17 protein-coding genes are annotated in these 19,760 nt (G+C 70.0%); 9 read left to right on the top strand and 8 right to left on the bottom strand.

Annotated features, from left to right (window positions below):
* Nucleotides 1–54 precede the first annotated feature (54 nt).
* The 7 genes from BM228_RS05100 to BM228_RS05070 all read right to left on the bottom strand — a co-directional run bounded on the left by BM228_RS05100 (nt 55) and on the right by BM228_RS05070 (nt 9,056).
* Nucleotides 55–573 carry a prolyl-tRNA synthetase associated domain-containing protein gene (locus BM228_RS05100; protein WP_092037784.1) on the bottom strand — a complete coding sequence of 173 codons (519 nt, stop codon included), beginning with the start codon at nt 571–573 and terminating at the stop codon, nt 55–57.
* Nucleotides 574–582: 9 nt separating this feature from the next.
* Entirely contained in the window at nt 583–1,368 is a 786-nt protein-coding gene (locus BM228_RS05095; protein WP_092037782.1) for an adenine nucleotide alpha hydrolase family protein, read from the bottom strand.
* Complete coding sequence (locus tag BM228_RS05090) at nt 1,365–2,597, bottom strand: FAD-binding protein (protein WP_092037780.1); 1,233 nt, start codon at nt 2,595–2,597, stop codon at nt 1,365–1,367. Before BM228_RS05090 ends, BM228_RS05095 begins: the two co-directional genes overlap by 4 nt.
* Entirely contained in the window at nt 2,594–4,495 is a 1,902-nt protein-coding gene (locus BM228_RS05085) for a DUF3483 domain-containing protein (protein WP_092037778.1), read from the bottom strand. Before BM228_RS05085 ends, BM228_RS05090 begins: the two co-directional genes overlap by 4 nt.
* Before the next feature lie 46 nt (nt 4,496–4,541).
* Entirely contained in the window at nt 4,542–6,584 is a 2,043-nt protein-coding gene (locus BM228_RS05080; RefSeq protein WP_092037776.1) for an NADH:flavin oxidoreductase, read from the bottom strand.
* A 79-nt stretch (nt 6,585–6,663) separates the two neighbouring features.
* Nucleotides 6,664–7,794 carry an FAD-binding oxidoreductase gene (locus BM228_RS05075; RefSeq protein WP_092037775.1) on the bottom strand — a complete coding sequence of 377 codons (1,131 nt, stop codon included), beginning with the start codon at nt 7,792–7,794 and terminating at the stop codon, nt 6,664–6,666.
* Nucleotides 7,795–7,796: 2 nt separating this feature from the next.
* Complete coding sequence (locus BM228_RS05070) at nt 7,797–9,056, bottom strand: aromatic ring-hydroxylating oxygenase subunit alpha (RefSeq protein WP_092037774.1); 1,260 nt, start codon at nt 9,054–9,056, stop codon at nt 7,797–7,799.
* A 392-nt stretch (nt 9,057–9,448) separates the two neighbouring features.
* Here BM228_RS05070 and BM228_RS05065 point away from each other — a divergent pair, with 392 nt between their 5' ends.
* Nucleotides 9,449–10,864, top strand: coding sequence for a phosphatase PAP2 family protein (locus tag BM228_RS05065; protein WP_092037773.1), 1,416 nt, complete (start codon nt 9,449–9,451; stop codon nt 10,862–10,864).
* Here the strand turns inward: BM228_RS05065 and BM228_RS36065 are convergent.
* On the bottom strand, nt 10,795–11,016 hold the full coding sequence (locus tag BM228_RS36065) for a hypothetical protein (RefSeq protein ID WP_092037771.1): 222 nt from the start codon (nt 11,014–11,016) through the stop codon (nt 10,795–10,797). The two genes, BM228_RS05065 and BM228_RS36065, sit on opposite strands and share 70 nt — an antisense overlap.
* A 541-nt stretch (nt 11,017–11,557) precedes the next feature.
* Here BM228_RS36065 and BM228_RS05055 point away from each other — a divergent pair.
* The 8 genes from BM228_RS05055 (at nt 11,558) to BM228_RS05020 (ending at nt 19,646) form a co-directional block, all read left to right on the top strand.
* Entirely contained in the window at nt 11,558–12,166 is a 609-nt protein-coding gene (locus BM228_RS05055) for a TetR/AcrR family transcriptional regulator (RefSeq protein ID WP_092037769.1), read from the top strand.
* Nucleotides 12,167–12,249: 83 nt separating this feature from the next.
* Nucleotides 12,250–13,410: an iron-containing alcohol dehydrogenase gene (locus tag BM228_RS05050; protein ID WP_208611982.1), complete on the top strand. Its 1,161-nt coding sequence runs from the start codon at nt 12,250–12,252 to the stop codon at nt 13,408–13,410.
* A gap of 15 nt (nt 13,411–13,425) precedes the next feature.
* A complete protein-coding gene (locus BM228_RS05045; RefSeq protein WP_092037767.1) occupies nt 13,426–14,451 on the top strand; it encodes an NADP-dependent oxidoreductase in 1,026 nt (341 codons plus the stop codon).
* A gap of 60 nt (nt 14,452–14,511) precedes the next feature.
* On the top strand, nt 14,512–15,204 hold the full coding sequence (locus BM228_RS05040) for a type 1 glutamine amidotransferase domain-containing protein (protein WP_092037765.1): 693 nt from the start codon (nt 14,512–14,514) through the stop codon (nt 15,202–15,204).
* Between the two features lie 717 nt (nt 15,205–15,921).
* On the top strand, nt 15,922–16,398 hold the full coding sequence (locus BM228_RS05035) for a MarR family winged helix-turn-helix transcriptional regulator (protein ID WP_092037763.1): 477 nt from the start codon (nt 15,922–15,924) through the stop codon (nt 16,396–16,398).
* Complete coding sequence (locus BM228_RS05030) at nt 16,395–18,437, top strand: FUSC family protein (RefSeq protein ID WP_092037761.1); 2,043 nt, start codon at nt 16,395–16,397, stop codon at nt 18,435–18,437. Before BM228_RS05035 ends, BM228_RS05030 begins: the two co-directional genes overlap by 4 nt.
* On the top strand, nt 18,434–18,643 hold the full coding sequence (locus BM228_RS05025) for a DUF1656 domain-containing protein (protein WP_092037759.1): 210 nt from the start codon (nt 18,434–18,436) through the stop codon (nt 18,641–18,643). The genes BM228_RS05030 and BM228_RS05025 overlap by 4 nt, the downstream gene beginning before the upstream one ends.
* 61 nt (nt 18,644–18,704) lie before the next feature.
* Nucleotides 18,705–19,646 (top strand): efflux RND transporter periplasmic adaptor subunit, encoded by a 942-nt coding sequence (locus BM228_RS05020; RefSeq protein ID WP_092037757.1) that lies wholly within the window; start codon nt 18,705–18,707, stop codon nt 19,644–19,646.
* Nucleotides 19,647–19,760: the final 114 nt, after the last annotated feature.

Genomic DNA, 19,760 nt, shown 5'->3' with positions numbered 1-19,760 from the left:
CCACGTGGCTGGCTACACGAAGGCCCGGGTCGACACCGCTCCGGACAACCCCGCTCAGAGAGCCGCGCTTTGCGCGGCATCCGGAAGCGCGAAGATTTCCGGGGCGTGCCCTTCGGCCCGCAGGGCGGCGAGCAGATCGCCGGGGACGAGGGTGAGGGTCCGCGTGTTCACGAGCGGATGGATGTTGATCCGCGATTCGGCGAGCAAGTTGTCCTGGATGAACACCCGCACGCTGTCCGGCGCGGCATTGAGCGCGGCCAGGGGCGAGACCGCGCCGCTCTCGACGCCGAGCTGCTCGCGCAAGGCATCGGCACTCGCGAAGGACAAGCCGCCCCGGGCGCCCAGCACGGACCGGAACGCCTTGAGATCCACCTGCGCGTCGTGAGCGAGGGTGACGAGGAAATAGGTCTTCTTCCCGTCGCGCAGGAACAGGTTCTTGGTGTGCGCCCCTGCGATGGCGCCGCACACCGCCATCATCGCCTCGACGGTCAGGACCGGTGGGTGCTCGGATAGCTGGTAGGCGATCCCGCGCTCGCGCAGCCGGGTCAGGAGGTCGTCGGAGGTCACGGGCATGGGGCTTCCTCATCGGGGGTCGCGGGGTGCGGCGAGCACGCCGATCCGGCGCAGATGGGCCAGGATCTCGCGGGCCGCCTCGTCGGGATCGGGTCGCACGAGGAGCCGCCCGCTCGACGCTGGGCCGGCCTCGCCGGTGGCCGCCTTCAGGCGCTCGGCGGCCGAGCTGCCGGCCGGCGCGCCCTTCACGAGCTTCGGACGGCGGCGATAGGGCCGTTCCTCCACGGCCGGAACCGGGGCCGGATGAGGCGCGAGAGCACCCACGACCGGCTCGATCACGCCGCGCCGGGCCTGGCCGTAGGCGTAGGCGAAGGAAGCAGGGGCATCCGGATGCACCGTCGCCACCACCGGCCCGCGGATCGTCACCCGCCGCCGGGCGCCGCGGCCGAGGCTCTGGTCGAGGTGCAGCGTACCCGCCTCCTCGCCAGGGGCCGCCGCGATGATGTCGGGGATCAGCGGGTAGCCGAGGCGATCCGCGACCGCGTAGGGGACGATCCCGGTCTCGGCGCCGCCCTGTCCGCGCCGCCCGGCCAGGACGAGGTCGGGCGCAAGGGCCGCGAGGCAGGTGGCCAGCGCCGGCACCGGGTCCGCCTCCTCGGGCAGGGCGGCGTGCTGGATGTGCGCGAGCCCCTGGCCCAGGGCTTCCGCCACCACGGCGGCCTCGGGGCCGGCATGAAGACCAATGTGTTGGCCGAGCCCCGCGGCGAGGCGGATCGCCTGCGCCTCCAGGCGGGGCAAGACCGCCGCACCGGAGACCGGATGGCGGCCGGCCGAGAGGAGGATCGCGATCTTCACGCGGCGTCTCCCGGGTCGCCGGCTTCCTGGCCGAGCAAGCGCAGCAGCGCCGGCATGATCAGCTGGGCGTCCTGCACGATGGCGAGGCCCGCGCGCTCGATCATGGCCGCGTGCAGGTCGGTGTTGACCGCCACCACGTGCTCGCAGCCGGCGACCCCCTGGAGATGCTGCGGCGCCCCGGAAATGCCGAGGGCGAGGTAGCAGGTCGCGGCGAGCACGGTGCCGGAGGCGCCGACCTGGGTTTGCCGCGGCATCAGGCCGGCATCGCACAGGACCCGGCTGGCGCCGGGCGTCGCGCGCAGGACCGCGACGAGGCGACGGAAGGTGTCGAGGTCAGTCACGCCGTTGCCGGCCGCCGCGACGAATTCGGCGAGCCCCAGCGGGACCGTGGCAGGGTCGGCCGGGATGCGGATCGCGGACAGGATCTCTTGCGTGATCTCTTGCGCGCCTCGCATCGATGCGTCGATCTCGACCGGCAGCAGCCTTGCCTCGCGGGGAGGGCCCGCATACTCGGCCACGGCCTCGGGCGCGATCGTGGCGAGGAGGCCGGGGGCGGCCCGCTGCTCGATGCTGCGGCCACGCGCCGGACGGATCAGGCCGGTGGGGGACAGGCCCTCGGCATTGCCGAACAGCGGCTCCCGCATCCGCACCGCCACGCGCCGGGCGAGGTCGCCGCCGTCGAGGGTTTCCGGGAACAGGACATGGCGGGGCTTGAGCGCCGCAAGCGTCGCCGCGATCCTGGCGGCCCGTCCGGCAGGATCGTAGGCGTCCGGGTCGTCGTCGAGGGAGATCAGGCGATCGGCGCCAGCGCTGCCGTAGCCCGCGCCGGCGCCGACCGCCAGGACGGCCACGCCGCCTTCGCGGCCGGCGAGGATGCGCGCGGCGCCCAGCACCTGGCGGTCATGGGCCGAAAGGCGACCGCCGGCCATGTCCGGCACGGCCACGACGAGGAAGTCGGGCGCCTCGACGGTCAGGATCGTAGGAGCCGCGGTCCGCTGGGCCGGCTCGGCGCGGACCGGCCCCTCGGCAGGGGCGACCTGGCCGAGATCGTAGCGGAGGCGCAGCGGTCCGGCGACCCGCTGCCCGGCGCGTTCGGCCCGGGGATCGCGGCGCGGGCGTCCGCCGCCGGGACGGCGCGCGCTCCGGTCGTAGCGCGGACGGGCGCCGTCCCGGTCGGGGACGCGGATCGCCGCCCGCTCGGCGCGGGGATCGCGGCGAGGGCGCGTCATCGTCCGGCCTCCACGGCCTGCAGGAGCAATTCGGCGATGTCGCGAATCTCGGCCTTGCGGTCCGGCACGCCCTCCAGCATCGCCGTGCAGGATGGGCAGGCGACGGCGACGATGCCGGCGTCGGTCTCGGCGGCCTGGGCCATCCGCAGGTCGGGGATGCGCCGCTCGCCCGGCACGTCGCTCACCGGCGCGCCGCCCCCGCCGCCGCAGCACATCGCCCGGCGGCCCGAGCGGGTCATCTCGGCGCGGTTCACGCCGATCGCGTCGAGCACGGCCCGGGGCGCCTCGGTCTCCCCGTTGTAGCGGGCGAGATAGCAGGGGTCGTGATAGGTCACCGACAGATCCGGCAGGCGGCCGGGCTTCAGGCGTCCGGCCCGGATCAGATCGAGCAGCAACGCGGTGTGATGGACCACCGTGTAGCACCCGCCGAAGGCGGGGTACTCGTTGCGCAGGGTGTGCAGGGCGTGGGGATCGGCGGTGACGATCCGCTCGAACCGGTAGCGGGCGAGCGTCGCGACGTTCGCCCGCGCCAGGGCCTGGAAGGTCGCCTCGTCGCCGAGGCGCCGGGCGAGGTCGCCGGTATCGCGCTCCTCCGGCCCGAGCACGGCAAAATCGACGCCCGCCTCCCGCAGGAGCCGCACCAGGGCCCGCAGGGTGCGGCCGTAGCGCAGGTCGTAGGCGCCCTCGCCGAGCCAGAGCAGCACCGCGGCCTCGCCGCGCACGGAGATCGGCGGCAGGTCGAGGCCGGCGGCGAAGTCGGTGCGGGCCGCGAGCGGGCGTCCGCCCGGATCGCCGGTCTGGCGCAGGTCGGTCACGGGGCCGACTGCCTTCTCGGGCAGGGAACCGCGCTCCAGGGTCTGGTGCCGGCGCAGGGCGACCACCGCGTCGACATGCTCGATCATCATCGGGCATTCCTCGACGCAGGCCCGGCAGGTGGTGCAGGACCACAGCGTATCAGGATGGATCCGCGCGTCCGGCCCGATCAGCCGGGCGAGCGGCCCGCGTGCCCCCTCGGCCGCCCGCCCCCCCGGATAGGGAGCGCCGGCATAGGCGGGCTCCGAGGGCGAGAACCCCGCGACCAGATCCTGGATAAGTCGCTTCGGGTTCAGGGGCTGGCCGGCGGCGAAGGCCGGGCAGGCGACCTCGCAGCGGCCGCAGCTGACGCAGGCATCGTAGGAGAGCAGCCGGTTCCAGGCGAAATCCGCGGGCACTTCGGAGCCGAGCCGTGGCGCGTCGAGATCGAGGGCCTGGAGCGCCGTGTCGGGGCGGCCCTCGAAGCGGCCGGGTCGCGGGTGGGCGACGAGGTGGAGCGCGCCGGCAGCCGCGTGGCGCATCGGCCCGTGCCGCACCTCGAAGGCGAGGCCGAGCCCGCCCGCCGCCGCGAGCGCGAGAGCCAGGGGCGCGAGCAGCCCGTCGGCCCCGCCGAAGGCCAGGAGCAGGGCCGTGACCGTTCCGCCGACCGCGTAGGCGACGAGCAGGACCGGAAGGATCTGGAAGCGCCCGGCCGAGAGGCGCTTCTGCTTCTCGGGATAGCGGCGCGCGCCGACCAACAGGGAGCCCGCCGCCGTCACCCCGAAGGCGGCGGCCACGAGAACCCAGTAGGGCCGGAAGCCGCCGAGCGGCGGCAGGATCGCCAGGGCCGTCAGCACCGAGGCGGCAAGGAGGCCGCCGGCCACCACCGCGTGCATCCGCGAGGCGTAGGCATCGCGCGCCACGACGTGGTGGACATCCACGAGGTAGCGGCGCGGCAGCTTGGCGAGGCCGTCGAGCCACGCCACCGACGCCGCCGTGCCGAGCCGCCAGAGGGCCGCGCGGCGCGACGCCTGGACGAGCGCCAGCGCCGCCATCGCCCAGACGAGGCCGGGAAACACCGTGGTCAGGGAAGCAAGACCGGTCATGTTTTGTGGTCCGGGCTCGGACGGTCGCGGCCGGCCATGGGCGTGCTCAAAGGTCCTTGCACAGGCGCAGGGCGTCGTAGATCGCCGCATGGATGTTGCGGCCGGCCACCGCGTCGCCGATCCGGTAGAGGGCGTAGCCCTTGGACAGGTCGTAGCGCTGCGGCTCGCCGCGCAGGAGAGCGTCCTGGTCGGTCTGGCCCCGGTTGACCGAGCCGCCCTTGAGGGCGCGGTAGAGGCCGTCGACCGGCAACGTCCCGTGATCCACGACGATGCGGTCGACGAGGCGCTCCTCCTCGGCATCGGTCATGGTGTTGCGCAGCGCCGCGACGAAGCGGTTGCCCTCGGGGTAGATCTCGATCAGCTCCATGTTCGGCGTCATCACCACGCCAAGCTTGTAGAGTTCGCGCAGGTGGATCGGCTGGTTGGTGGTACCGACCTCCTCGGCGACCATCCGGTCGTGGGTGGCGATTTCCACCAAGCAGCCGCGCTTGGCCAGATGCTCGGCGACCGAAGCGGCGTTGTGCTGGCCCATCTCGTCGTAGAGCAGCACCGACCCGGTTGGCTCGACCGCGCCGGTCAGCACCTCGGCGGTGGTCACCGCATGCTGCTCGGCGCCCTTGGCGTGGCCGCGGAACGGCGTGCCGCCCGTCGCCACGATGACGACGTCCGGTCGCTCGGCGCGCACCGCCGCCTCGCTCGCCGCCGTATTGAGGCGCAGATCGACCCCGTGTTTGGTCACCTGCCCGACCAGCCAGCGGGTGATGCCCGACATGGCCTCGCGCCAGCCGGCCTTGGCGGCGATCGCGATCTGGCCGCCGGCCTGGGCGCCCTTCTCGAACAGCACGACGGCGTGGCCGCGCTCGGCGCAGACCCGGGCCGCCTCCAGGCCGGCCGGCCCGGCGCCGATCACCACGATTCTGCGGCGGACATCCGCCTTGCGGATCTCGTGCGGCATCGTCGCCTCGCGGCCGGTGGCGGCGTTCTGGATGCACAAGGCGTCGCCGCCGACATAGATGCGGTCGATGCAATAGCCGGCGCCCACGCATTGCCGGATGTCGTCGGCCCGTCCCTCGGAAAGCTTCCTCACGAGATGCGGATCGGCGATGTGAGCGCGGGTCATCGCCACCATGTCGACATGGCCCTCGGCGACCGCGCGGGCGGCGGTGGCCAGGTCCGTGACCCGCTGGGCGTGAAAGACCGGCACGTCCACCTCGCGCTTGATCGCGCTCGGCAGGAACAGGAACGGCGCCACCGGGAACGACATGTTCGGCAGGGAGATCGCGTGGGCGATGTGGTCCCGCGCCTGGCCGCCCAGCACGTTGAGGAAGTCGACGAGGCCGCGCTTGGCGTATTCCGTGGCGATCGTCAGGCAATCCTCCTGGGACAGGCCGTCGGCGATCATCTCGTCGCCGGACATCCGGATGCCGATCACGTAAGCGTCACCAGTTTCGGCCCGCATCGCCTCCAGCACCTCGATGCCGAACCGCATCCGGTTCTCGAGGCTGCCACCGTATTGGTCCGTGCGCTGGTTGACCGAGGGCGACCAGAACTGATCGATCAGGTGGCCGTGGGCGGCCGAGACCTCGCATCCGTCGAGGCCGCCCTCTCGGCAGCGGCGCGCCGCCTGCGCGAAACTCTTCACGACGCGGGCTATATCCTCCGCCTCCATCTCCTTCGGGACGGTGCGGGACGCCGGTTCGCGCCGGGGCGACGGGGAGATCGTGGGGAGCCAATGCTCGGTGTCCCACTTGGTGCGCCGGCCCATATGGGTCAGCTGAATCATCAGCTTGCCGCCATGGGCGTGCACCCGGTCGGAGAAATCCCGGAAGAACGGGATCACCGAGTCGTCGGCCACCGAGATCTGGTTCCAGGGGGCGGCCGGAGAATCGGGAGCGACCGAGGACGAGCCGCCGAACATGGTCAGCCCGATCCCGCCCTTCGCCTTTTCGGCGTGATAGAGCTGGTAGCGCTCCTGCGGCTTGCCGTCCCGGCCGTAGCCCGGCGCATGGCTCGTCGACATCACGCGATTGCGGATGGTGAGACCCTTGATGGTCAGGGGCTTCAGCAGCGCGTCGGCATTGGCGATCACGGGACGACTCCCGAAGGCAAAAGGGTGATCTTGGAGTGATCTGGACGCGGGTGGGACGGGGAATGGCCGGGGCCGCCCCTCACCGCTCGATGACGAGGTCGCTGGTCGGCTTGGAGCAGCACAGCAGCGCCATGCCGGCATCGATCTCGCGCTGGCGGATGCCGCCGGCATGGGTCATCGCGACGGTGCCGGATGCGACCTTCGACTTGCAGGTGCCGCACAGGCCCTTGGCGCAGGACGAGGGCAGGCGAAGCCCGGCCTTGCGGGCGGCTTCGAGCACCGTCGTGTCTTCCGGACATTCCAGCACCCGGCGGGTCTTGGCGAACTCCACCCGGAAGGTCCGCACGCCGCCTGCCGGCGCGGGTTCATCGAGGACCTGTTCCGCCTCGCGGGCGGCCTCCTGCTCGACCTCCGGCAGCGCGCCGAAATCGAAGCTTTCCTCATGGTGCCGGGTCATGTCGAAGCCGGCGTCGGCCAGCATCGCCCGAACCGCATCCATGTAGGGCTTCGGGCCGCAGACGAAGACTTCGCGCTCGAGGAAGTCCGGGACGGCCTCGCGCAGGATCGCCAGGGACAGCCGCCCCCTCCGGCCCGTCCAAGACTCGCCCGTCGCATCGCCCTCGCAGATCGCGTGGAACCGGAAGGCCGGATCGAGCCGCGCCATCAGCTCCAGTTCGGAGCGGAAGACGATATCCGCCGGGCTCCGGGCGGCGTGGACGAAGGCGATGTCCCGCCCGCCGCCGAGATCGTGGAAGGTGCGCGCCATCGACATCATCGGCGTGACGCCGCTGCCGCCGGACAGGAGCAGGTATCGGGCGGCCGGATGGGTGAAGCAGGAGAACTCGCCCATCGGCCCCAGGGCTCGCACGGTCTCGCCGACCCTGAGGGTCTCGTGCAGCCAGTTCGAGACCGGGCCGCCGGGCACGCGCTTGACCGTGACGGACAGGGCATGCGGCCGGGTCGGCGCCGAGGAGATCGTGTAGCAGCGATGGATCGTCTCGCCGCCGATCTCGAACGCGAAGGTCAGGAACTGGCCCGGCGCGTAGGTGAAGCTCCGGGGCTCGCGGGGGGCGAGCACGAAGGTCTTCACGTCGTGGGTCTCCGCGCGCACGGCGATGCAGGTCAGGAGGTCGTCGGCCTCCGCATCCCAGGGCGTGGGGGCCGCGAGGCGCGCGGCGGCCGGCTCGATCGCGGCGGGAGCCGACGGCATCGTCAGCGCCCGAGATGCGCGGCCATGCGGCCGACATACCAGTTGCAGAACTTCTCGACGAGCATCTCGGTGTTGGGCGAGTACGGGCCGGGCTCGTAGGCGGGGCTGCGAACGCCCTGCTGGCAGAAGCCGACGAGTTCGCTGTCCTGGTCGTTGGTGGCGTCCCAGACGCCGGTCAGGTTGGCGAGGTCGTAGTCCACGCCCTCGACCGCATCCTTGTGCACCAGCCACTTGGTGCGCAGGAGCGAGCGCTCGGCATCGAGCGGCAGCACCGAGAAGGTGACGATGTGGTCGCCGAGGAAGTGGTGCCAGGAATTCGGCTGCGTCCACACGGACAGGCCGCCGAGCTTCGCGTTCGTGAACTGGCCGAGCAGCTTCCGGCAGGCGGCCTTGGTGTCGAGCGTGTGGGATTCGCCCTCGCCGTCGAGCGGCAGGCGCTCGGTGCGGAAGCCCGTGATCATCGTGTCGAGCTCCTCGACTTCCTGCGAGGGCAGCCCCTCCGCCTCCCACTCGGCATGGCGGCTCTTGAGGAGGCAGCCGTAGCGCTCGGCATTGGCGCGGTCGTGCGCGTCCATCTCCTCGGGGGCGAAGCCGAATCCGTAGGCGAAGAGCGGGACGGTCAATTCGGGATGGTTCGCACCGCAGTGATAGCACTCGCGGTTGTTCTCCATCGTGAGCTTCCAGTTGCCGGGCTCGATGATGTCCTTCTGGAAGGCGACCTTCGTGTCCCGCACGTTGTGCGGCGCGATGTAGGGGCCGAGACGGGCGGCCATCGCGTCGAAATCGGCAGGCGGGTCGTCCGAAAGGCAGATGAACAGCAGGCCTTCGAGCGAGCGGATGTGGACCGGCTTCAGCCCGTGGCAGTCCCTCCTGAAATCCGGCCCCATATGCTCGGCATGGATGAGGGCGCCGGTGAGGTCGTAGGTCCAGGAATGGTAGCGGCAGACGAGGTTGCCGACCGTCGACTTCTCCTCGTGGACCAGCCGCGCGCCCCGGTGGCGGCAGACATTGTGGAAGGCCCGGACCGCGCCGTCGTCGTCGCGCACGATCGCCACCGAGGTCCGGCCGATATCGACGACCATCACGTCGCCGGCCTCCGGCACGTCCGGCTCGACGCCGACATAGATCCAGTGGCGGCCGAAGATGACCGCCATGTCAGCCTCGAACACCTCGGGGCTGACATAGAACGCGGCCGGCAGGCTGTAGCCGCGACGGCGCTCCTGCAGGAGACGCTGGAGAGGGGTCGGCGTCACGTCGAGCATGGGACCTCCGAAGCCGATCAGGCCCCACGAGTATCCCCGCCGCTCCACCACCCCGCTGCCCTGTCAGCGACACTCGCTTGGCCTGCCGCGACGCGTCGGGGCCCAGCCTACGCCGCACGGCCGATCGTCCCTCGGTTTCAGGTGCACCTCCGATACGCGATCGATAGGCGGAGGAGGGCTCCCATGGTCAGGGGGGCGACGCCATGACCATGCACAAGGATTACGCCGCGCAGGGACAGGATATGGCTGGCCCCGTAGCCACCGGACGAACGCCGCCGCCTTCCGCAACGGTTTGCTGATGTAACATTGTGTCACGCCCAGGTCATGCGGCGGCTCTACCACGCACCACCCGGAAGCCGGCTGCATGACCGGCCGGAGCAGGAGGCTTGGGCATGATCGGGGCGTTGAGGATCGGGTCGGCGCTGCTCTGCATCGGACTGCCGGTCCCTGTATGGGCACAGTCGGCCACCAATCTCGCGGCCCTGCGCGGCCTGGCCCCGGTTGCCCGGTTGCTGGCCACGCCCGTCGGCAAGGCGGCGCTCGACGCGAACCTGCGCGTGACCGGCGAGATCCAGACCGGCACTGTCCAGCAGCCGACACTGCTGCCGTTTCCCAAGCAGCAGCAATTGGCGTTGGAGGACTGCTCTGTCACCGATGGCAACGCCACCCAGCTGGCCGACGGGCTCGGCACGACGCTCGCCGCCGCCTATCAGGCGAAGGCGCGCCAAATCGATAAGAATGCCTTCACCAGCGCTGCGCCGTCTATCGCTCGTCTGATCGGCTACACGAACGACGTGACCAAGTCGGACTCGAACGCCGGCAAGTATTTCTTCGCGAACGCGACCACCGACGGCAAGACTGCGGTCTCTGCCGAAGCCGCCGCGATCCTCGGCGATGGCGGCGTCACCGATGTGTTCGGCAAGGCCTATGGCCGGCCGGCGGGTGGCCCGGGCTCCGACGCCTTCGGCAATGCTCGGCCGTTCCAGACCCTCCCGAAGGTTTTAGCATACCGGGGCACGGATTACCTCGGTGGCGAGGTCTCCAGCCTCGACTGGCTGCGCGGCCCGAAGCAGGACCTCCTCGACATCCCGTCCTATCCGAGCGGCCACACCACCTACGGCTACACCGAGTCGCTGGTCCTCGCCTTGCTGGTGCCGGAGCGCTACCAGCATATGATCGTCCGCGGCGCCGAATACGGCAATCACCGGATCGTCGTCGGGGCGCATTACGCCATGGACGTGATCGGCGGGCGGGCGACCTCGCTCCACGCGGTGGCGCATCTGCTCGCCAACGACCCGGCCTATGTCGGCCAGATCCGGAAGAACCCCGCGGTGATCGACGCGAACGCGACCGATGCGGACAAGCGCGTCGGCGTGACCGATTACCAGGCGCTTCTGAAGGAGGCCCGGGCGGCCATGACCGACGCGCTCAAGGCCGGCTGCGGCGACGCGGTGGCGGCTTGCGCGGCCCGGGACACCGGCCGGTTCAAGGACGCAGCCGCCAACGCGGCCTTCTACGAGGCGACCCAGTCCTACGGGTTGCCTGTCGTGCACGACGCCACCGCCAACGCCCGGGAGGATGTCGGCACGCTGGCCCCGGAGGCCGGCCACCTGCTGACCGCGGCCTTCCCGGCGCTGACGCTCGCCGAGGCCAACGCCATCCTGACCGAGACGCAGGGCCCCGGCGGCGGCTTCCTGGACGACGGCTCGGAGTTCGGGGTCTATTCCCGGATCAACCTCTACGCGGCGGCCGGCAAGGCGGCAGCGCTGGCGGCGAGCCGGTCCGGGGCAAGCGCGGCGCCTCGCTGAGGGTAGGGGCTGTTGTCCTTGCGGAAATCGGCCAGCGTCTCGACACCGGGCATTGGGCGGCCGGTCAGTTCGATGTCGCGCGGGTTCTCGCGTTCGAGGCAACGACCCGACGTGATGCGGTCGAGGCCGCCGTACAAGTCGATCTTGAGCAACCTCGCCGGATTGCGGGCAGGATGGCCTGGGGCCCTTCAGGCCGAGGGTCGCAAGGCCATCCTGTCGCCAAGTGACATCACCGACGAAGCGTTCTGCAAAGCGCTCTTGCATCCGTGGGGGACACGCCTTCTCCGCGCTGCATGAAGGCGACAACAACCGCGACGACGATGACGCCGCTTGCGACAAGGCAGAGACGCTTCTGGCTCGGTATCTCAAGCGGCCGGGGCTTGATGGGCCTCGGAAGCGAATGCATGCCGCGTGTCGCCGATCGAGCCCTCGGATTGCTTGAGAATCATCCAAGTATCGCCGGCGAGCTTCTTGGCCTACCGGGCGAGGGATTGGAAAAATCGCCGTTTTCTCAAAGTCTCTGATAGAGAAAGTCTCTGTCCGTATCCTGCCCGATCGCACACGTCGCCCGCTTAAGCAGATGATGTCACGCGCGAACTGCGCGTCGCCACACAGCATCGTGTCTGGAGGGGTAGACCACCAAATCACATCAGCCCCTAGACGACCGGTCTGTTTAAAGATAAATGGAAGATCATGACCGTCACGGCAGCCCAGCATCCGGATGTCCGGCAGCAGATCCTTGATACGGCTCAGGTCATTATGGGCGGTAAAGGGTTTTCCGCGGTCGGTCTCAACGAGATCCTTGTTGCATCCAGGGTGCCAAAGGGCTCGTTCTATCACTATTTCAAATCGAAAGACGCGTTCGGGGAGGCGCTGCTCGAGAACTATTTCTCCGATTACCTCAGGGAACTCGACGCGACGTTCGCTCGGCCCGGGCTCACCGGCGCCGAGCGGCTGATGCTCTATTGGCAGACCTGGCGCGATACCCAGGCAACCTGCGATCCGCAAGGCAAATGCCTGGCGGTAAAGCTCGGGGCCGAAGTCGCCGATCTTTCCGAGGGGATGCGCGGCGTCCTGCTGCGCGGGACGACGGCGATCATCCGCCGGCTTGCCTCCATCATCGGCGTCGCTGTGGCGGACGGCTCGCTCGACCGGCCGGCCGATGCCCATCGGCTCGCCGAAACCCTGTACCAGCTCTGGCTCGGTGCCAGTCTGCGGGCCAAGATCACCCGCGACGCCGAGCCGCTCGAGGCGGCCTTGGTCGCAACCCGGCAGATCCTGAACCTCGACACGCCCAACTAGGACCGAATCGGGGCACCTGCCGGGAAACCACATCTGCAAATCGACTGGCCGAAATTATAGACGACCAGTCTAATAGGAGATGGATGATGCTCGACTTCGAATTCTACAATCCCACCCGGATCGTGTTCGGGCGCAACACCATTCCCCGGCTCGCCGACCTCGTTCCGCAGGCCGCGCGCGTGCTCGTCCTGTATGGCGGCGAGAGCGCCCGCAAGAACGGCACCCTCGACGAGGTAAAAGCGGCGCTCGGCGACCGCGATGTGGCGGAATTCGGCGGCATCGAGCCCAATCCCACCTTCGAGACGCTCATGAAGGCGGTGGAGCAGGTGCGCCGTGAGGGGCGCGACTTCCTGCTCGCCGTCGGTGGCGGCTCGGTGATCGACGGGACGAAGTTCGTCGCCGCGGCGGTGCCGTTCGAAGGCGATCCCTGGTCGATCCTGGAAACGCACGGCGCCAACGTCGAGCGGGCCCTGCCCCTGGCGAGCGTCCTGACGCTGCCGGCCACCGGGTCCGAGATGAACAAGGGCTCGGTCATCACCCGCCGGGCGACCACCTCCAAGCTCGCTTTCCTCAGCGATCATTGCTTCCCGCAATTCTCGATCCTGGATCCGACCAAGACCTTCACCCTGCCGGCCCGGCAGGTCGCCAACGGCGTGGCCGATGCCTTCACCCACGTGGTCGAGCAGTACCTGACCTATCCGGTCGGGGCGCTGGTGCAGGATCGATTCGCCGAAAGCTTGTTGCAGACGCTGATCGAGATCGGCCCGAAGGCGGTGGCGGCGCCCGCGGATTACGATCTGCGCGCCAACCTGATGTGGACCGCGACGCTGGCGCTCAACGGCCTGATCGGCGCGGGCGTGCCGCAGGATTGGGCGACCCACATGATCGGGCACGAGCTGACCGCGGCGCACGGGATCGACCATGCCCGGACGCTCGCGGTGGTGCTGCCGTCGCTGCTGCGCGACCGGCGCGCGGCGAAGCGCGGCAAGCTGCTGCAATATGCCGAGCGTGTCTGGGGCATCACCGACGGCACGGAGGATGCCCGCATCAATGCCGCGATCGCCAGGACCGAGGACTTCTTCCACGGGCTCGGCATCCGGACGCGGCTCGCCGATTACGGGCTCGACGCGGCCGCGATCGATCCGCTGGTCGCCCAGCTCGAAGCCCACGGCATGACGGCGATCGGCGAGCACGGCGACATCACCCCCACGGTCAGCCGCCGCATCCTCGAAGCCGCGCTCTGATCCGGGAGGCCGATCATGTCACAGGACAAGAACCGCCGCATCGTGCTGGCGGCCCGCCCGCGCGGGGAGCCGGTGCCCGAGGATTTCCGCCTGGAGGAGGTCCCCCGGCCCGAGCCCGCCGAGGGCCAGATCCTGCTGCGCAACCTCTACCTGTCGCTCGATCCCTATATGCGCGGGCGCATGAGCGAAGGCCCGTCCTATGTCGAGCCGGTGGCGCTCGGCGCGGTGATGGGCGGCGCCACGGTCGCGCGCGTCGCGCTGTCCCGCCATCCCGACTTCAAGCCGGGCGATCTGGTGACCGGGTTCGGCGAGTGGCAGGATTACGCGCTCTCCGACGGGACCAACCTGACCCGGTTGGGACCGGATTTTGCGCATCCCTCGTATGCGCTCAGCGTGCTCGGCATGCCCGGCTTCACGGCTTGGCACGGCCTGCTGACGATCGGGGAGCCGAAGGCCGGCGAGACCCTGGTGGTCGCCTCGGCCTCGGGGCCGGTTGGGGCGGTTGTCGGCCAGATCGCCAAGCTGAAGAGCTGCCGGGTGGTCGGCATCGCCGGCGGCGCGGACAAGTGCCGTTTCGTCACCGACGAACTCGGGTTCGACGCCTGCATCGACCGGCGGGACCCCGCCTTCGCCGAGGCACTCCGGCGCGCCGTGCCCGACGGGATCGACATCTACTACGAGAATGTCGGCGGCCCGGTGTTCGACGCGGTGCTGCCGCTGCTCAACGTCCACGCGCGGATCCCGGTCTGCGGGCTCATCGCCCATTACAACGACACCGCCCCGCCGCCCGGGCCCGACCGGCTTCCGCGGCTCGCGTACACGCTGCTGGTCAAGCGCATCCGCATGCAGGGCTTCATCATCTCGGACCATTACGGGCCCGAGTTCGCAGCCTTCCTCGACGCCATGAAGGCTTGGGTCGCCGAGGGACAGGTCAAGCTGCGCGAGGACATTGTCGATGGCCTCGAGAACGCGCCCAATGCCTTCATCGGGCTGCTCCGAGGTGAGAACTTCGGAAAGCTCGTGATCCGCATCGCCCCCTGACGCCGCCGCGCGCGGCAACATATGCGGCCCGGCGCGGCCGCCCCATGAAGGATGATTGCCATGAAGATCCTGTTGGTTCTGACCTCGCACGACCGGCTCGGCGACACCGGCAAGAAGACCGGCTTCTGGCTGGAGGAATTCGCCGCGCCCTATTACGTCTTCAAGGATGCGGGGGTCGACGTGACCCTCGCCTCGCCGAAGGGCGGCCAGCCGCCCCTCGACCCGAAGAGCGACGAGCCGTCCTCGCAGACCGACGCCACCCGGCGCTTCGCCGCGGATGCGCAGGCGAAGGCAGCCCTGGCCGACACCCTGACGCTGTCGAGCGTTTCACCGGACGCGTTCGATGCCGTGTTCTATCCCGGCGGCCATGGCCCGCTCTGGGATCTCGCCGAGGATGCCACCTCGATCGGGCTGATCGAGAAGACGTTTGCGGCCGGCAAGCCGGTCGCTCTGGTCTGCCACGCGCCGGGCGTGCTGCGGCACGTCAAGGGCCCGGACGGCAAGCCGCTGGTCAGCGGCAAGACCGTCACCGGCTTCACCAACACCGAGGAGGAGGCGGTCGGGCTGACGAAGGTGGTGCCGTTCCTCGTCGAGAACGTCCTGAAGGAGAACGGCGGACGCTTCTCGCGCGGCGACGATTGGGCCTCTCACGTCGTCGCCGACGGCCACCTGATCACCGGCCAGAACCCTGCCTCCTCGGCCGCGGCGGCGCAGCGGCTCCTCGACCAGCTCGGCAAGTCCGCCGCGGCCTGACGGCGTCAGGGGTCTGACAACGCGATCCATCCGACGGGGCCGACGATCAGCGCCGGTCCCATCGGAACGCGGGTGTTATCCTTCGGGAATGGATAGGCGTTCGACGCCTGTCTTACGAAACGGCCTCTCTGGATCGGCACCAGACCGGTCTTTCGGGGCGGCGGGACGCCACGATAAAGTGTAGGAGACGGGAAGATCTGATATTTGGCCGAAAGCGCAAATTGTTCGGAAGAGGATCGTCTGATCCGGAGGTGCTGAGGCGGTTGAGCGGAGGTCGCGCTGGCGAATTTCTCGCGACTCGACTGCGTCGGAGCTGCCGACATGGATCGCTTTCGTGAGCGGACGTGCGTCCTGACGGTCCGGCCCGGCAGGCGTTCCGGATTGTCCTCGAGCAGGTGCCGGAGCGCCGGCGACTCGAGCACGCCAGCGACTATCCTGCGCATGTCCTCAAGGTCGCCGGATAGTTCGGGTCGGCGACCAGCGCCGAGCGCGGATCGGCATCGCGCAGCTTGAAACCGGCAAGAGACACACAACGATCTGCGTGCGTAAAGATAGTATGCTATCTATCAGCACGAGATCGGTAGGCACGTATGCGACGGGGACATGCCGAAGGGCTTGGCAACGGCCATCCGCGCGACCTAATAGGTAGAACACTATTTAATAGGTCTGCACGGTCCTCACCAGAGCCGCGCGCAAAGCCCCGAGAGGTCACCGCCGGTGTCCGAGACTTTCGACCGTCAGCGCCAGACCTATACCCACACCCTGCTGTTGGCCGGGCGCCAATGGCGTCGGGCGGCCAACGCCGTCGCCGAGGCGCATGGCCTGTCGGACGCGACCGCGCTGCCCCTGATCCTGATCGGGCGCCTCGACGGGCATCCCCGCCAGAACGCGCTAGCCGAGGCCGTGGGCATCGAGGGGCCCTCGCTGGTGCGGCTCCTCGACCAGCTCGGCGCGGCGGGCCTGATCGTGCGCATGGAGGATCCGACCGACCGCCGCGCGAAGGTCCTCAGCCTCACGCCGGCCGGGAAGACGGTGGTCGCCCGGATGGAGGCCGAGCTCACCAGGCTGCGGGACGCGGTGTTCGCCGAGGTCGACAGCGCCGATATCGAGGCCAGCTTGCGCGTGTTCCAGGCCATCCAGCGCTACAGCCGCAACCTGCCCGCGGGCCCGGTGCCCGAGGAGGCCGCGGAATGAACCTTCCCGGTTGGCAAGACTGGTCCTTCGCGATCAAGACCTACACGGCGGCGATGCTGGCCCTGTACCTCGCCCTATGGATCGACCTGCCGCGGCCGTACTGGGCCTTGGGCACGGTCTACATCACCAGCCAGGTCCTGGCGGGCGCGACGCGCTCGAAGGCGCTCTACCGAGTGCTCGGCACCCTGCTGGGCGCGACGGTGACCGTGATCCTGGTCCCCAATCTCGCGAACGCGCCGGAGCTTTTGACCCTCGCCATCGCGTTCTGGGTCGCCCTCTGCCTGTACGTCTCGCTGCTGGACCGGACCCCGAGCAGCTACCTGATGATGCTCGGCGGCTACACCGCGGCGCTGATCGGCTTTCCCGCCGTGGGCGAGCCGGGGTCGATGTTCGATACGGCGGTCGCCCGCGCCGAGGAGATCCTGCTGGGCATCCTGTGCGCCAGCCTCGTCTCCACCCTCGTCCTGCCCCGCTCCGTGGCCCCCCTGATCGCAGGGCGGCTCGACCTCTGGCTGCGCGACGCGCGGGGCTGGGTCGCCGACGTGCTCGGTCGGACCGGCGGGGCTCGGGACACGCAGGCCCGGCGCCTGCGGCTCGCCTCCGACGCCTTGGCGTTCGATGCGCTGGCGACGCCGCTGCGCTACGACATGACCGGTGGCGAGCGCTCGGCCGCCGCCATGGCGACCCTGCGCCAGCACATGCTGATGGTCCTGCCCATCGTCTCTGCCATCGCGGACCGCATCGCGACGCTGGACCAGGCCGGAGCGCTTCCCGCACGCATCCGCGGCGTTCTCGACGAGATGGCCGCATGGATCGCCTCCGGGACGACGGATCCGGATGCCGCCGGGCGCATGCGCTCCGCCGTGGACGCCGTCGACCCGCGCCTGGGGCAGGGCTCGCGCTGGTCGGACGTGGTCCTCGCGAGCCTCGTCGCGCGCCTGCGCGACTTCATCGATCTGCGCCAGGATGCGCGGCTGCTGCAGCGGCACGTCGTCGACGGCACGCCCGTCACGGAGGACCTCGCCTTCCAGTACACGGCCAAGGCCCGCTCGATCCGGCATCGCGATCACGGCATGGCCCTGCTGTCGGCGGTCGGCGTGTTCCTCTCCATCCTGCTCTGCTGCGCGATCTGGATCGCCACCGGCTGGCCCGACGGGTCCGGCGCGCCGATGATGGCGGCCGTCGCCTGCTGCTTCTTCGCCGTCCAGGACGACCCGGCCCCGTCCATCGTCGGCTTCGCCAACTCGGCTATCGTCGGCGGCGTCGTGGCCGGCCTCTACCTGTTCGCCGTGCTTCCGAGGGCGACCAGCTTCGAGATGCTGGCGCTGGCGCTGGCCCCGGCCCTGATCCTCTGCGGCCTCTGCATGACCCAGCCGCGGACGGCGCCGATCGCGATGGGCGCCGCCGTCAACGGCTCGGCCATGATCGCGCTCCAGGGCAGCTACACCGGCGATTTCGCGGCCTTCACCAACGCCTCGGTCGCCGTGATCACCGGGATGTGGATCGCGGCGGTGGTGACGCGGCTGGTCCGATCAGTCGGGGCCGATTGGACGGCGCGACGCCTGCGATTTGTGAACCGCCGGAGCCTGGCGGACGCCGCCGAGCGCCGCGGCGCCGAGAACGGCCTCGAACTCGCGGCGATCATGCTCGATCGGGTCGGCCTGATCGCGCCGCGGCTCGCCGCGCTCCCGCCCGAGGATGCCGAATGGACCGCCGATCTCGTCGCCGAGGTGCGGGTCGGGATCAACGTCGTTGAGTTGCGCCGGGACCGCCGGCGGCTGTCGCGCGAGGCGCGGACGGGCGTCGAACGCCTCCTGGCCGCCCTGGCGGAGTATTTCCGCACGCGCGCCGCGCATCCGCCCATCGCGCTCCTGGCCACGATCGATGCCGCGATGGACGCCACCGCGACGCACCTGCAGCAGGCGTCCCACCGGGCGGCTCTTCTCGGTCTGGTGGGGATCCGCCGCGGCCTGTTTCCCGACGCGTCCCCCTGGCAGCCGAGCCTGTCGATCACCATGCGACCGGGGCTCGCGGCATGACCGGTGAACTCGACCTCTACGGGGTCTTCGTCCCGTGCCTCGCAGCCTGGATGCTGCTCGCCTTCCTGATCAGCTTGGTGGCGCGCGGCATCCTGGACCGGATCGGGTTCTACCGCCTGGTCTGGCACCGCCCGCTCTTCGACCTCGCACTCTACGTCGTGCTGCTCGGGTGCGTCGTCTCGGTGGCGCTGCCGCTGATGTCGTGACCGCGCGGCGACCGCCCCCCTCCCTCACCGTGCTCCTGTCCCCGACCGTTCGGCTTCTCCCATGACCCGGCTGCTAACCCTCTCATTCCGCCTGATCGTCACCCTCGCCATGGTGGCGGCCGCGATCGTCGTCGGGCTCGCCCTGTGGGACTACTACATGGAGGCCCCCTGGACCCGTGACGGGCGCGTGCGCGCCGACGTGGTCGCCGTGGCGCCCGACGTCTCGGGCCTGGTCACCGAGGTCCTGGTCGAGGACAACCAGGTGGTGAAGCGCGGCGACGTGCTGTTCCGGATCGACCCCGAGCGCTTCACCCTGGCCCTGCGCCAGGCCGAGGCCGTGGTCGACGGCAAGAAGGCCAGTGCCGAGCAGGCCGCCGCCGACTATCTCCGCTATGCGCGGCTCAGCGATGCCGCCGTCTCGCAGCAGAAGGTCGAGCTCGCCCGGGCGACGGACCTGTCGGCGAAGGCCGCCTACGACCAGGCCCTGGCCGACCGGGACGTCGCCAAGCTCAATCTCGACCGCTCCGCGGTGAAGGCCTCGGTCAACGGCCGCATCACCAACATGGAGCTGCGGCCGGGCAATTACGTCAACACCGGCAAGGGCGTGATGGCGCTGGTCGACGGCGACACGCTCCGGGTCGAGGGCTATTTCGAGGAGACCAAGCTGCCGCGCATCCATGTCGGCGACCGGGCCAGCATCCGCCTGATGGGCGAGGACGGAGTCATCACCGGCCATGTCGAGAGCGTCGCGGGCGGCATCGAGGATCGGGAGCGCACCGCTGGCGCGAACCTGCTCGCCAACGTCAACCCGACCTTCGCCTGGGTGCGGCTGGCGCAGCGCATCCCCGTGCGGATCAAGCTCGACGGCGTTCCCGACCAGGCCCGGCTAGTCTCCGGTCGCACCGCGACGGTCTCGGTCGCTGCGGACGGCCGCGTTCCGCAGGTCAGCCTCCTCGGCGTCTGGCGCAAGGTCATGGTCGTCGCTGACCGCACGCTGAACTGACGCCCGCCGATCCGCGCCGCTCCCGGAACGCGAATGTGGAGGGGTGCCCGGTAAGGATGTGAGAACTTGGCCGCAAGGCGACATCAGGATCCCGCAAGAAGCATCCAATTCATT

It is taken from the genome of Methylobacterium pseudosasicola (genome assembly GCF_900114535.1).
GTDB classification, from domain to species: domain Bacteria; phylum Pseudomonadota; class Alphaproteobacteria; order Rhizobiales; family Beijerinckiaceae; genus Methylobacterium; species Methylobacterium pseudosasicola.
Note: the sequence above shows the minus strand (reverse complement) of the source record. Positions and strands in the feature narration are given on the sequence as shown.